Genomic DNA, 12,999 nt, shown 5'->3' with positions numbered 1-12,999 from the left:
TTACTCCGTATAATAAAGTATTGCATACGCATCCATTCCAGCATGTGTAGCAATAATAGGACTGGTTTCGCGGACCAAAACGTCTATTTTAGAATTAATATCTTTGATTTTTTGAGCAAAGTCAAGCAGTTTTTGGGGTGTCTCGCCAGTGGCAACATAAGAAATGCCCACTTCTTTAATCTTTTCTTTATTTGCTTCAATATCATCTAAAACACGTCTGTCAAAAGCCAAAGAAAATTTCTTGCCTCGACCCTTTTTAGCGATTTTCAGCTGACCATTTGGCATTTGCAATTCAATTCTAATATTAAGCATACTGGCGATTTTCCCTGCCAAAGGTCCTAAACGTCCGCCCTTAATAACATTTTCCAAATTAACAATTAAAAGATGCAAACGCTGCGTTTTTTTGATTTTTTCAATATGACTTAAAATTTCGGGGATAGTCTTACCAGCAGCAATATCTCGTGCAGCCGCCAGAACTTGAAAGCCCTCAGACCTGTCTGTTAATTCTGAATCTACTATATGTACTTGATCCGCTTTACCAGTTAGTTTGACCGCTTGTCGAGCGGCATCAATCGTACCGCTTAATACTTTTGCCAAGAAAATCCCAATAACTTCGCTGCCATCTTTTGTGAGCTCATTAATCGTATCAACCATAGTGCCAATAGGTGGTTGACTGGTTTTCGGTAATTGCTCCGACTCGCTCATTTTTTGTACAAATTGTTGCCTGGTAATTTCCACACCATCTAAGTATGTCTCTCCATCAATTGTAACCGACAAAGGCACAACGGTAATATGATATTTTTTAATTTCTTCCGGCGTTAATTGCGCGGAAGAATCTGTCAAAATTTTAATTTCTGACAACGTTCTCGCCCTCAATTCTGCTTTGCTGTTCTCATTTATGATAGAATGTGAACTGTATTAATTATAATCATTATAGCAAAAAAACTAGTAAAAAAAAGAAAGCGAACAATCTGTTTCATAATGAAAATGCAAAAAATTTGGCAAGAACCTGAACAAAGACCGAAAAGCTACTATATTTTAGACAATACACTCAGTGCAGTTACCCATGGGATTGGCTTTTGTCTGGCTGTAGCCGGCTTGGTGCTGCTGATTATCAAAGCTGCTGCTACACATAGTCCACTTAGAATAGTTACCTTTATCATTTATGGTTCATGTCTACTTCTTTTGTATCTCTTTTCTACGCTTTTTCACAGTCTGATTTTTACTAGAGCGCGCAATGTATTCCAAATTTTTGACCACTCATCAATTTACCTCCTGATTGCCGGCTCTTACACCCCCTACTCTTTGGTAGCAATTGGTGGCATGTGGGGTATTTTATTATTCAGCTTAGTCTGGCTAATTGCTATTTTTGGCATTGTTTACTACATTTTCAATAGAGGAAAACACGTCATATTAGATACCGTTTTATACGTCGCGATGGGCTGGCTCGTAATCTTAGCTGGCAACTATCTATACGTTAGGCTCAGTCCCGTCGGTTTCTGGCTCCTTGTTGGTGGTGGCGTGGCTTACACAGTGGGTGCTTTTTTATACACAATGAAAAGAATTCCCTTCATTCATGTAATCTGGCACTTGTTTGTGATATTAGGTTCAGCTTTAATGTATTTCTCTGTCTTATTTTATGTTTAAGTTATTCTATCTGGTTGAGATAGTCCTGAATTGCCTCTTGAGTGTTTTCTACTTCACCCGCAATCACTTTTTGTTTAATTAACAAAAGAATCTGACCTAATTTTGGCCCCGGTTTAATGCCATTAGCAATTAAAAATTGACCGTCAACGGCTAATTCTGCATCCGCTTTGATTGGTAAGGCAGTGTAGCGGTCAACCAAAGCTTCGGAATTAACTGGCTGACCTAATATGTGAGCGACATCAATTGTGTTAAGCAAAATATTTTTCCCTGCAGAAAACAATTCAAAATCAGATGGTGATTTTTCAGAGAGCAGATCAAATAGAGCTACTATCTTTTTTACCTTTTCCGTCATCGCATTGGAATTCTTCCAGTCACGCATGAAGTGCCCAATTTCGTTATTAGGTATTTTTAAAAGAATAATGATCACTGCCCACAGGCTGGTTTCCATACTGGGATTAAACTTTAACTGGGGATAAATTGCCAACAAATCTTTTTTGCCGGCAAAATCTGGGACCCCTTCACTTAACTCAGTATCTAAAAAGACCTGAAAGGCTGCCCGTGAATTAGCCCCTGTTCCCATTTTGACAAACTCATCACGGATGCGTTCAACTGAAATTTTCGGCAACAAATCATGAAATTCACTGACCGCTTTTTTAGTTTTACTTTCAAGCTTGAAGTCCAGCTGACTCATAAAGCGCACGGCTCTCATCATTCTTAAGGCGTCTTCATGAAATCTGGTTGCTGGATCACCAACAGCTTTTATCAGATGCTTTTTTAAGTCACTTAAACCGTTAAAGAGATCAATTATCTCCCCTTTTGTATTCATCGCTAAAGCGTTAATCGTAAAGTCACGCCTTTTTAAATCTTCTGCAAGATTTTGCACAAACGTGACGTGATCAGGTCTGCGAAAGTCTTGGTAACCCGATTCGGTTCTAAAAGTAGTAATTTCGTAACTGGCACCATCATTTAAAACCGTCACTGTTCCGTGTTTGATACCCGTATCGATAGATTTAGGGAAAAGATTTTTCACTTCGGCAGGATACGCGCTGGTGGCAATATCAATATCATGGATAGATCGCTTTAAAAGCAAATCACGAATAGAACCGCCTACAAAATATGCTTCATATCCAGCCTCATTTAATTTATCAAGCACGGGAAATGCCGCAGTAAAAATTGGTGGTAAATTGTTTATTTTTTTCATTTTTTAGTCAACTCATTTATTAGTGTTTTTTTTATTTAATTTATGTTAGTTTAAAGATAATATTTATCAAAGAAAGATTATGTATTATGCAGAAAATCAACAAGAAAAATGTCATAGATCTGATTATGATAGCAATTGGTTGCGCGATTTACGCACTTAGTCTGGATATGATCTCTGTTCCGAACAAGCTTACAGACGGTGGAATTAGCGGTATTACATTGCTGCTGAGACATTTTTGGGGAATAAATATGGGATTATCATCCCTTTTACTTAACATCCCCTTAATAATTTTGGGTTATCGTTTCATGGGTAAAAGGCCACTAGCCTATACCATTTGGGGAACTCTATGGTTATCATTTTTCCTGTGGTTTTGGCGCTTAATCCCTATTATATATCAATTAAACCTAGAACACGACCTCTTCTTGTCGGCAATTTTAGCAGGAACGCTTTCCGGTATTGGTTTAGGACTAGTTTTTCGCTACAATGGAACTTCGGGCGGAACCGATATTATAGCAAGAATTATGCAAATAAAATATGGCTTTTCTTCTGGAAAAGTGCTTCTTTTCTGCGACACCATCATTTTGCTGTCATCTTTATCATATTTAGACATTAAGCATATTATGTATACTCTGGTAGCCGCCTTTATTCTTTCCAGAGTAATGGATGCTGTGCAACAAGGTGCCTATTCTGCTCGCGGACTATTAATTATTTCGGATCATTACCAAGAAATAGCCCAAATGATTGACCTGAAATTAGATCGCGGCTTTACTTATTTTGAAGCTCGTGGTGGTTATAAAAAAACAAAGAGACCAGTGATTTACCTGGTAGTTTCTCCTAGAGAAATACCTTTAGTTAAAGAACTGATAGCCGCCGAGGATCAGCAAGCTTTTGTCAGTGTAATTGAAGTACACGAGGTTTTAGGCGAAGGCTTTACTTACAAGCAAAAAAGGCACCATTTACTAATTAGAAAATAGTTTTAACTGGTTTAAATTTAAGCACATAAAAAGCCCTTAAACGGGCTTTTTTATTACGATACTTTTTTATTTAAAATTCAAGTTGTCATACATTTCCTGCATTTCTGTATCTTCAGGTTCAAGTTTCAGATACTTTTCGAGCAGTTCTTTGACAATTTCTTTGGCATTAGGCTCTGTATTGAAAAAGCGGATCATTTGTTTTAAAAATGCACTATTATCTTTAAATTCAGGATAGGCTAATAAAAATTCACTTTTGGCCTTTGCACTTTGATCTAAATTTTGATAGGAAATTGCCAGATTCCAGTGCACTTGTGGTTCAAGATCTTCATCATCCAATTGCTTAAACAGGGCAATATTTTCTTCGTCTTTATTTTCTTTTACATAAAGATTAGATAATTGGATGCGCAATGCGATATTTTCAGGTAAAAATTTTATTCCCTTTTGCAATAATTCTTCAGCAGTTTTAAAATCATTCATTCTTAGTGCAGCTTGGGCGCCTTTTTTATACAAAACTGGGTCAAGCTCATTATAGGCTATTCCAGCTTGAGCTGACCGCAGTTCCTGCTCATTATTATGCTGCTGCTCGTATGCGTCAACTAACAGACGGTATGCGTTTACGTAATCAGGACTTTGATCAATTACTTCATTCAAGTATTTAATAGCCTGCTCATCTTTATGAACAGCAAGCATTACTAAGGCAGCCTGGTATTTACTGTCAATATCCAAGATTTCGTTGCCGTTTTGGGAAATAACTCTGCTAGCTTCTTCGTAGCGGCCTAATTTGGCTAAAGTTTGAAATAACCGATCATTCAAATTTACTTCGCTAAATGTTTTATGGCGCTTTAATAGATCTTGGTATCTAGACAGTGCCTGCTCGTAACGCCCGCTGAGATAATCCAGTTCGGCTAAACCAAACTTGACGACATCTTCATCAGGTGAAATTTTAGCAGCCTCTAAGAGCTTTTTATAGGCTGTTTCGAGCAAACCATTACTTTGATAATAATCTGCCTGCACTAATAAGCTGTCAAGGTATGCAGCAGAGTCTGGTTTAACACCATAAAGTAAAGTCAAGGCATCTTCGTCTTTGCCGTCATTTAATAAAATTTCAGCTAAATAGATTTTGAATAGGTCCTCTTTGGGAAAACGAGCAATCAGACTGCGGTATACTTCCTTAGCTAAGTCAGTAAAACCTAATCCTACAAGGTTTTCTGCTAATGATGCTAAAATTTCAGGTTCATCGCTGTCTAAGGCTTTTTTCAATAAAATTTTTTCCTGGGAAAAATCTTGCCGATCAATGGCATCAAGAAGTTGTTCTGAATAGCTCATTTTAATTCCTCCATGATTAATCTACATTTAAAATAATAACAAACAAAAAAGATGATGGCGAATTAGCCACCATCTTTTAAGTAAAAACTATTAAGCTATTTAACAGCTTCTTTAAGAGCCTTACCAGGTCTAAATGCTGGTACAACACTTGCTGGAATTTTAATTTCAGCGCCAGTTTGTGGATTACGTCCTTTACGGGCTGCACGCTTACGCACTTCAAAAGTTCCAAAGCCAATCAATTGTACTTTCTTACCTTTAGAAAGATCTTCTTGGATTGAGCTAAAAATTGCATCAACAGCTGTAGCTGCGTCTTTTTTTGTTAACTTTGTCTTTGATGCAACTTCACTAACTAATTCTGCTTTATTTGCCATTGGGAATTCACCTCCTGAAACATGAATCTCTAAAAAGATTCCTAACTAGTTCCTCAACAAAGGAACAAGGAATAAATGATTATCTAGATCACTATTTCCTTGAATTCAAAATAGCACAAAAGCCCTGCTACAACAAGCAATTTAATCTAAAAATGTGTTTTTTATGCATTTGCTAGATACAAACTATTTTCTCTTACGTGGAATAATTTTAATTGGTGTTCCAGAAAAGTCAAAGTTGGCTCTTAACTGATTAGTCAAAAACCGCTCATAAGAAAAGTGCATTAATTCAGGGTCATTCACAAAAACAACAAAAGTGGGCGGATTAGTGGCAACTTGGGTCATGTAATAAACACGCAGTCTCTTACCCTTAATCATAGGTGTAGGAACTAACTTACTTGCTTCTAAAAGCAAGTCATTCAAGACACTTGACTTAATTCTTTGCTGCTGATTGCGATAAACTTGCTTAACCATTTCTGGAATTTTTGCCAAATTCTGTCCGGTTTTAGCTGAAACAAATAAAATTGGAGCATAATCTAAATATTGAAATTCTGTTCGAATAGTTTGCTCAAACTCTTTGGCACTATTGCTATTCTTTTTTGGTAGATCCCATTTATTGACCACGATAATGATGCCGCGTCCTGCTTCATGGGCATAACCCGCAACGTGCTTATCTTGCTCTCTGATGCCGGTATCGGCATCCAGTACCAAACAAACTATATCGGAATGTTCAATAGCGCCCATCGCTCTCATAACTGAGTACTTTTCAGTTTTTTCGTAAACTTTGCCCCTTTTTCTGATACCGGCTGTGTCTACGATTCTAAATTTAGTACCATCAGCCGTTTCAAATGGCGTGTCTACTGCATCCCGGGTAGTACCCTCTTCGTTATTAACGATGACCCGTTTTTCTCCCACAAGTTGATTTACAATGGAAGATTTTCCGACATTTGGTCGACCAATAACACTAAAAGATATTTGTTTGTTTTCGTTTTGATCTAAATCCTGCGGCAAGCTAGCAACAATGCGATCCAGCAAATCACCAATACCAGTCCCATGAATACTTGAAATTGGGATAGGTTCACCAAATCCTAAGCTGTAAAAATCATATATATCCATGCGCTGTTCAGGATTATCAGCCTTATTGACAGCTAAGATTACCGGCTTCTTAGTTTGATAGAGCATTTGCGCAATTCGTTCATCAAGACTAGTTAAGTGGTTGGTCACACTAGTTAAGATGACAATTACATCAGCTTCTTCAATCGCTATTTCTGCTTGAGCCCTAATCTCATCTTCAATATTGCTGCCTGACCAAGTTATACCGCCAGTGTCAATTAAATCGAATTTATGACCCAACCATTCTGCTTGAGCATAATTGCGATCTCTAGTTACACCTGGCTTATCTTCGACTATTGCTAAACGTTGATTAATAATCCGGTTGAAAAGCGTTGATTTACCAACATTTGGCTGTCCAACTATTGCAACAACGGGTAAAACCATTTTTCAGCCTCCTTCATAAATAAAAAAACCGACTTAAAAAGTCGGTCTCTTCATTAAAAATTAACGACGATCTTTTAATTGGTCACCTATGATATCACCTAAAGCAAAGCCATTATCATCATTGTTCATGTACTTCTTGTTAACCGAGTTGCGATTGTATGAACCGCGTGATTGGTTGCCTTCATTTTCAGAACTCTTAGGCTCAGCGGCCTTCATCGAAAGTGAAATACGACGTTCATTAGGGTCAATGTTTAAAACTTTGACTTTAACTGTTTGACCAACCTTTAACACATCACTTGGCTTATCAACATGCTTATAAGAAATTTCTGAAACATGTACCAAACCTTGAATGCCATCAGCTACTTCAACAAAGGCACCGAAGTTAGTTAAAGATTTTACTTCGCCTTCAAACACATCTCCTTCGTGTAAGTCAGCTGTGGCTTGTTCGAATGGAGAAGGTTCAGTTTGCTTAATCGAAAGGGAGATGCGATGTCTATCATCATCAATACCAATTACTTTAACTTTAACATCTTGACCAGCCTTCAAAACATCGCTTGGCTTATCAACATGCTTATATGAAATCTCGGATATGTGGACTAAACCGTCAACACCACCAACATCAACAAAAGCTCCGAAATTAGTTAAACGAGAAACTTTGCCTTCAACAACATCACCAACAACTAATTGAGATGCTACCTTATCAAAAGCTTCTTCACGTTCTTCTTCAATTAAGTCCTTGTGAGAAAGAATTAAGCGATTCTTACTTGGATCAATTTCGGTAATCTTAAGTTTCATGGTCTTGCCAATGAAAGGCTTAAGATCTGAAACGTAACGGTTAGAAATCAGTGAAGCTGGCAAGAAACCTCTTGTACCAACATCAACTAACAAACCACCACGTACAGATGAAGTTACAGTACCTTCGATAGTCTTACCTTCTTCGAAGTCCTTTTGTAATTCATCGTAAGCTTCTCTTTCCTTTAAGCGGGTAACTGAGAAGAAGAATTCTCCGTTTTCTTTGTCACCGCCAGCTTTTCTCAAAACCAAAGCTTTGAACTTGTCGCCTGGCTTAACGGCTTCACGCAGGTCAACATTGCGATCTGAAGTGTATTCACGACGAGGAATCACACCTTCAACGCCGGCATTTACAACACCAACATCAATTTGACCTTCTTCAACGTCTAATACTTCAACATCTACGATATCTCCGACCTCAACTCCTTGCATTTGCTTTAATGCATCTAAAAATTGATTACTGTTTTCTGACATTATTTACCTCCCAATATCATACTCTAATTTTAAATGAAAGTTAGAGATTTTTCTACTGTTTTATCCCCTTTTTTATAGTTTTTTTTGACTTTTTTTAATTTCAAATAAAATTGCATTAACAACTTGCTCAATCGTCATTGCAGTCGTGTCAATTTCGATAGCGTCCTGTGCTTTTTTTAATGGTGAGATTTTACGATGGGAATCTTTATAATCCCTTTCCGCAATGTCATGTTCAATTTCTGCAAGTGATTGATCTACTTTAATGCCTCTCTCTTTAAAGTCCTTCATTCTTCTTTCAGCACGGGAATGAGCAGAAGCAATCAAAAAGATTTTTACAGCAGCATTTGGTAAAACAGTGGTACCAATATCACGACCGTCCATCACCACATTCATTTTGCCAGCCATCTGCCTTTGTAATTTGACCATCTTTTCCCTTACCCCAGCAAGAGCTGATACTTGAGAAACATGAGCTGAAATATCTGGCGTGCGAATTTCTTGTGAAATATCTTTTGTACCCACAAAGACCTTTTGTTGACCCGCAACAGACTTCAGTTCAATATTTTCCTGATCAATAGCAGCCAATATGCCCTTTTCATCACCATAACTAAGTTTGTGTTCCCGCGCCAACCACGTAGATGCGCGGTACATTGCCCCCGTATCAATATAAGTGAAATTTAACTTTTGAGCGATAATTTTTGCTACTGTACTTTTACCAGCAGATGCTGGACCATCAATTGCTACTTGCATTCCAATAAAAAAGGGACTATTGACTATTAGTCCCTATTCCTTTCTATATTATTATTGTCTAATCTTTAATGTTTGTCCTATATCAACTTGACTATAGGGATCAAGTTGATTTAACTGTGCTAAATAGCCTACAGACATATTAAATCGGTTGGCAATACTTGTTAACGAATCACCACTTTTTACAACGTATTGTTTTACAACTGCACGTTTCTTTTGAGGCTTAGTCTGAGATTTTTTCTTTGACTTTGTCTCAGTTTTAGTCTTAGTTTTACTTTTATTTATAACTTTTTTATTTTTAGCAGGCAAGTTTTTAGCTTTGGTATGCTTAATTGTTTTTTTACTTGTTTTACGTACTTCAACAACTTTGCTGGCAGAATTATTATTTCCAGCCAAATGATGAACTACAGGAACAAGAGCTACTAAAACAACAACCAACAAAACTATTAGGGCAAGCCAGCCTTTTGATACAGACTTATATGTCCTGACCCTTGATTCCTGAGGACGTTCATAATGATGATATGGACCCTCTTGATTATGATTCATCGTGAAAACCTCCTTACCTAACCTGCTTAATTTTAGCATATTTGCTATTTAAGTGGACAAAAAAATCAGTCATTTAATAGACTGATTTTGGTTTTTTTCTATATTAATTTTTTAAATTAAAGTTTCTGCGTACAAAAGGCTTAAATGTTCGTAAAACCGTTTCAAATAATAAGTAAACAACTACACCATTAATTGTTCCTTTTAACAGATTAAATGGCACAATAATGCCAAAAATATAAGCACTCATAGAAGGAATATGTAACAATTGACCTAAATAAACCTTTTCTGTAAAGGCAAGCAAACCAGTATAGCCATGGATTGCCGGTAAGTTAGGAACTGTAGTCACCGCATAAAAAGGTGTTAACACTAGAGCATTGAGTACGGATAAAACTATAGTCATCGCCACAATTCCCAAAACAATTCCTACTATTGGTTGTAAAAATTTTTTCGAGAAATTCTTTTCATCTTTACTAATATTTTTAGTTAAATAATAAAATGGCAAAGCAAAAGAAAGTGAAGCAAGAAAAGCTGCCGTTTGTCCAACTATACTTGGTAAAGCAAAGCCCTTATAAATTAAATTGATTAACATCCGCACAAATGCAATGAACGCACCGGGTCCTGGTCCAAATAAAAATGTACCAATTGTAATGACTACGTCTGAAAAATCAAATTTTAAAAAACTAGTCAGCAGTGGAAATTCAAGCAGCATTAATATATATGCAATCGTTCCAATTAAAGTATAGGCTACTATGTTAGCTAAATTACTAGATTTCTTTTTATGCAAGATTCTTACCTCCAAAAAAATACATGGTCTGTTGCTCCTAGCAACAGACCATGTAAAAGTAAGCTATAGATCTTGGCTTTTAGTTCAGTCTGTCTTCTTTCATCTAGACTTTAACTATCGGTATCTCATTAGATTCCACCACTATCGTGGGTCGTGGACTTACACCACCGGTCGGGATTTTCACCCTGCCATGAAGACAACAAACTTATTTTTAATTTCCACATATATGTTAATCTACGTCCTTTAATCTGTCAACTTCTTCATGAGTTAATTCTCTATATGTGCCAGAAACTAAAGAAGCAAGAGTTAGAAAAGCATATTTTTCACGGGCTAATTTTTTAACTTGATGGTTTACAGACTTAAACATTCTTTTGACTTGATGATATTGTCCTTCATGAATTGTTAACTGCACAATTTGGTTATTCTTTTTGCGATCGGTCTTAATGATTTTTACTTTGGCAGGTGCACATCTATGCCGATCAATTTTGACACCATTTTTCAGTTGACCAATTTCTTCAGGCGTAAGCTGACCTGTTATTTTTGCCACATAAACCTTGGCCACATTATTACGTGGGTGCATTAACAAGTTAGCTAATTCTCCATCATTAGTCATCAGCAGCAACCCTGAAGTGTCATAGTCAAGTCTTCCGATTGGATATAGCCGGTACGGTAAGTTTTTAAAATAATCAACTACTGTTTTCCTGCCTTTATCGTCACTGGCAGTAGAAACTACGCCGCGTGGTTTATAAAACAAATAAGTATGTAGACTCTCACGCTCAATTGGCTCACCATCAACAGTAACGTTACTAAAAGTGTTAACTTTAGTTCCTAGCTGAGTAACGACTTTCCCATCAACCGTTACTCGTCCTTCTACAATCATCTTTTCAGCCTTGCGGCGTGAAGCAATCCCAGCTTCCGCAATTACTTTTTGCAACCGTTCTAAAACCATTATTTTTCTCCTTTTTGAGTTTTTGCAATATTTTTATCAGCCTGTCCCTTGGCCGCAAATAAATCTATTTCGCCTTCAGCGTTTACACTATCATCCTCAAAGTCTTCAATTAAGGGCAAGTCTGCCAGACTGTGATAACCAAAATATTGTAAAAAGTAGTCACTGGTCACATATAAGTTTGGGTGACCGGGAGCTTCTTTTTTACCATCTATTTTAACTAACCCGCGCCAGATTAATGTTTGCAGCGCACCAGAGGAATTAACGCCTCTAATTTCATCAATTTCTATTCTGGTTATAGGCTGCTTGTAAGCAATAATCGACAATATTTCAAGTGCAGATTGACTCAAGCTTTTTGTTAAATCTTTTTGAAAAAAGTGCTCAATGATCGCACTCATTTCGGGACGAGTAGTTAATTTATAGTTGTCATTAATATGCTGTACTTGAAGACCTGAATCAGCATTTTCCAGCAGCTTTTTTTGTAATTCTTTGGTCAGTTCACGCAAAGCAGGCTTGGTAATTTGCAAAAGTTCACATAAATTTACATCTGTAATACCAGCATCACCAGCTACATATAATAGTGCTTCTAACTGCGCTATTTTACTTGTCATCACAATCAATTCTTTCTAAACAAAGATCGCCAAAAGTCCTTTTTTGTAGCACTTTTACTTGTTGTTTCTTACATAGTTCAAGTAATGCTAAAAATAAGCCAATCACATCGGATAAGGTTCTCATTTCCTTACAACACGAAAAAAAACTGACGGTCTGATGTTTAGCTAACTTTTTTTGTAAAAAATGAGCCATTTCTGCTACAGAGGTTTCGTTTACATTAACCGAAACGATATCAGGCTGCCTAATTTTCATTCGTTGCAAAATTACTATAAAAGTATTGGTTAATTCCGTAGCTGTGATCTGCCCTTTTGGTAAAGGCTGAATCTTTTTATTTTGGGGAACACTTTCTTCCTTAGCAGCAGTAATTGGAACTTCTTCGTTTCTTTTTTTAAAATAAGCTGAAACCTTTTTAAATACTGAGTAGGTTACTAGTTGCTGCACTAATTCATCCCGCGGATCTTCCTGTTCTTCGTTTTCATCTGCAAAATCATTATGCGGTAATAATGATTGAGATTTAATGCGCAAAAGCATTGAAGACATCACAAAGTATTCTCCTGCTATTTTGAGATTTAATTGTTGCATTTCTTGCAAATAGGCCAAATATTGACTGGTAATTTGAGCAATCGGAATATCGTAAATATCAATTTTTTGGACTTTGATTAGGTGCAGCAATAAGTCCAAAGGACCTTCAAAATTAGGTAATTCCAAAGTTAGGTTTTCACTCATTATCTCGTGTCCTTTTTAAGATATTTAATCAGTTCAATATATTCAGGAACAGCAGTAATAATTTTTTGCGGATTAGCCTGGGCCAATTCATTGACTGCTTGTGCCACATACTTTTCCTTACGATAATCAGGAGCAAGCGAAAGATAGCGGATAACTACAAATTGCTTATTCGCTTGGGTTCCGATTACGCCCACAAAATTGGGATCCTGAGCACGATAAAGGTATAGATGAAATTCATTGCTATTCTTGTTTAAATGAATTTCATCTTTAAGGTTAGCAAGGTTTTTAAAATCAGTTAAATATGACAACAAGCCCATTGCTACTTTTTCTTTATCATTTTTACATTCAATTAACATTTAATC

Annotated in this window: 15 protein-coding genes and 1 riboswitch; of the genes, 2 read left to right on the top strand and 13 right to left on the bottom strand. The window is 36.7% G+C overall.

What is annotated here, in order from left to right; genetic code table 11:
- The gene (locus tag H3T47_RS03200) at positions 1-861 is read right to left on the bottom strand and encodes a DegV family protein (RefSeq protein WP_199282511.1); all 861 of its coding nucleotides are present in this window, start codon (positions 859-861) and stop codon (positions 1-3) included.
- A gap of 120 nt (positions 862-981) precedes the next feature.
- Between H3T47_RS03200 and H3T47_RS03195 the strand changes: the two genes are divergently transcribed.
- On the top strand, positions 982-1,647 hold the full coding sequence (locus tag H3T47_RS03195) for a hemolysin III family protein (RefSeq protein ID WP_187159021.1): 666 nt from the start codon (positions 982-984) through the stop codon (positions 1,645-1,647).
- Position 1,648: 1 nt separating this feature from the next.
- Here the strand turns inward: H3T47_RS03195 and H3T47_RS03190 are convergent, their stop codons facing one another.
- Positions 1,649-2,848, bottom strand: coding sequence for a CCA tRNA nucleotidyltransferase (locus H3T47_RS03190; RefSeq protein ID WP_199282510.1), 1,200 nt, complete (start codon positions 2,846-2,848; stop codon positions 1,649-1,651).
- A gap of 86 nt (positions 2,849-2,934) precedes the next feature.
- On the opposite strand from H3T47_RS03190, the gene H3T47_RS03185 reads away from it, so the two are divergent.
- Positions 2,935-3,822, top strand: coding sequence for a YitT family protein (locus H3T47_RS03185; RefSeq protein WP_199282509.1), 888 nt, complete (start codon positions 2,935-2,937; stop codon positions 3,820-3,822).
- A gap of 66 nt (positions 3,823-3,888) precedes the next feature.
- Here the strand turns inward: H3T47_RS03185 and H3T47_RS03180 are convergent, their stop codons facing one another.
- The 11 genes from H3T47_RS03180 to H3T47_RS03130 form a co-directional block, all read right to left on the bottom strand.
- The gene (locus H3T47_RS03180) at positions 3,889-5,148 is read right to left on the bottom strand and encodes a tetratricopeptide repeat protein (protein ID WP_199282508.1); all 1,260 of its coding nucleotides are present in this window, start codon (positions 5,146-5,148) and stop codon (positions 3,889-3,891) included.
- 95 nt (positions 5,149-5,243) lie between these two features.
- The gene (locus H3T47_RS03175; RefSeq protein ID WP_038522511.1) at positions 5,244-5,519 is read right to left on the bottom strand and encodes an HU family DNA-binding protein; all 276 of its coding nucleotides are present in this window, start codon (positions 5,517-5,519) and stop codon (positions 5,244-5,246) included.
- 183 nt (positions 5,520-5,702) lie between these two features.
- Complete coding sequence (gene der / locus H3T47_RS03170; protein WP_199282507.1) at positions 5,703-7,013, bottom strand: ribosome biogenesis GTPase Der; 1,311 nt, start codon at positions 7,011-7,013, stop codon at positions 5,703-5,705.
- A gap of 60 nt (positions 7,014-7,073) precedes the next feature.
- Positions 7,074-8,279: a 30S ribosomal protein S1 gene (gene rpsA, locus H3T47_RS03165; RefSeq protein ID WP_187159026.1), complete on the bottom strand. Its 1,206-nt coding sequence runs from the start codon at positions 8,277-8,279 to the stop codon at positions 7,074-7,076.
- A gap of 72 nt (positions 8,280-8,351) precedes the next feature.
- Positions 8,352-9,026, bottom strand: coding sequence for a (d)CMP kinase (cmk, locus tag H3T47_RS03160; RefSeq protein WP_109918347.1), 675 nt, complete (start codon positions 9,024-9,026; stop codon positions 8,352-8,354).
- A 51-nt stretch (positions 9,027-9,077) separates the two neighbouring features.
- The gene (locus H3T47_RS03155; RefSeq protein ID WP_046327089.1) at positions 9,078-9,569 is read right to left on the bottom strand and encodes a LysM domain-containing protein; all 492 of its coding nucleotides are present in this window, start codon (positions 9,567-9,569) and stop codon (positions 9,078-9,080) included.
- 103 nt (positions 9,570-9,672) lie between these two features.
- Entirely contained in the window at positions 9,673-10,353 is a 681-nt protein-coding gene (locus H3T47_RS03150) for an ECF transporter S component (protein ID WP_046327088.1), read from the bottom strand.
- Between the two features lie 87 nt (positions 10,354-10,440).
- A riboswitch (FMN riboswitch) is annotated at positions 10,441-10,555 on the bottom strand.
- A 27-nt stretch (positions 10,556-10,582) separates the two neighbouring features.
- Positions 10,583-11,302 carry a pseudouridine synthase gene (locus H3T47_RS03145; protein WP_199282506.1) on the bottom strand — a complete coding sequence of 240 codons (720 nt, stop codon included), beginning with the start codon at positions 11,300-11,302 and terminating at the stop codon, positions 10,583-10,585.
- Complete coding sequence (scpB, locus tag H3T47_RS03140) at positions 11,302-11,910, bottom strand: SMC-Scp complex subunit ScpB (protein ID WP_199282505.1); 609 nt, start codon at positions 11,908-11,910, stop codon at positions 11,302-11,304. Before scpB ends, H3T47_RS03145 begins: the two co-directional genes overlap by 1 nt.
- Positions 11,900-12,640 (bottom strand): segregation/condensation protein A, encoded by a 741-nt coding sequence (locus H3T47_RS03135; protein ID WP_143435074.1) that lies wholly within the window; start codon positions 12,638-12,640, stop codon positions 11,900-11,902. Before H3T47_RS03135 ends, scpB begins: the two co-directional genes overlap by 11 nt.
- Entirely contained in the window at positions 12,637-12,993 is a 357-nt protein-coding gene (locus tag H3T47_RS03130; RefSeq protein WP_199282504.1) for a reductase, read from the bottom strand. Before H3T47_RS03130 ends, H3T47_RS03135 begins: the two co-directional genes overlap by 4 nt.
- Positions 12,994-12,999 lie beyond the last annotated feature (6 nt).

It is taken from the genome of Lactobacillus sp. W8093, assembly GCF_016100925.1.
Classification (GTDB): domain Bacteria; phylum Bacillota; class Bacilli; order Lactobacillales; family Lactobacillaceae; genus Lactobacillus; species Lactobacillus helsingborgensis.
Note: the sequence above shows the minus strand (reverse complement) of the source record. Positions and strands in the feature narration are given on the sequence as shown.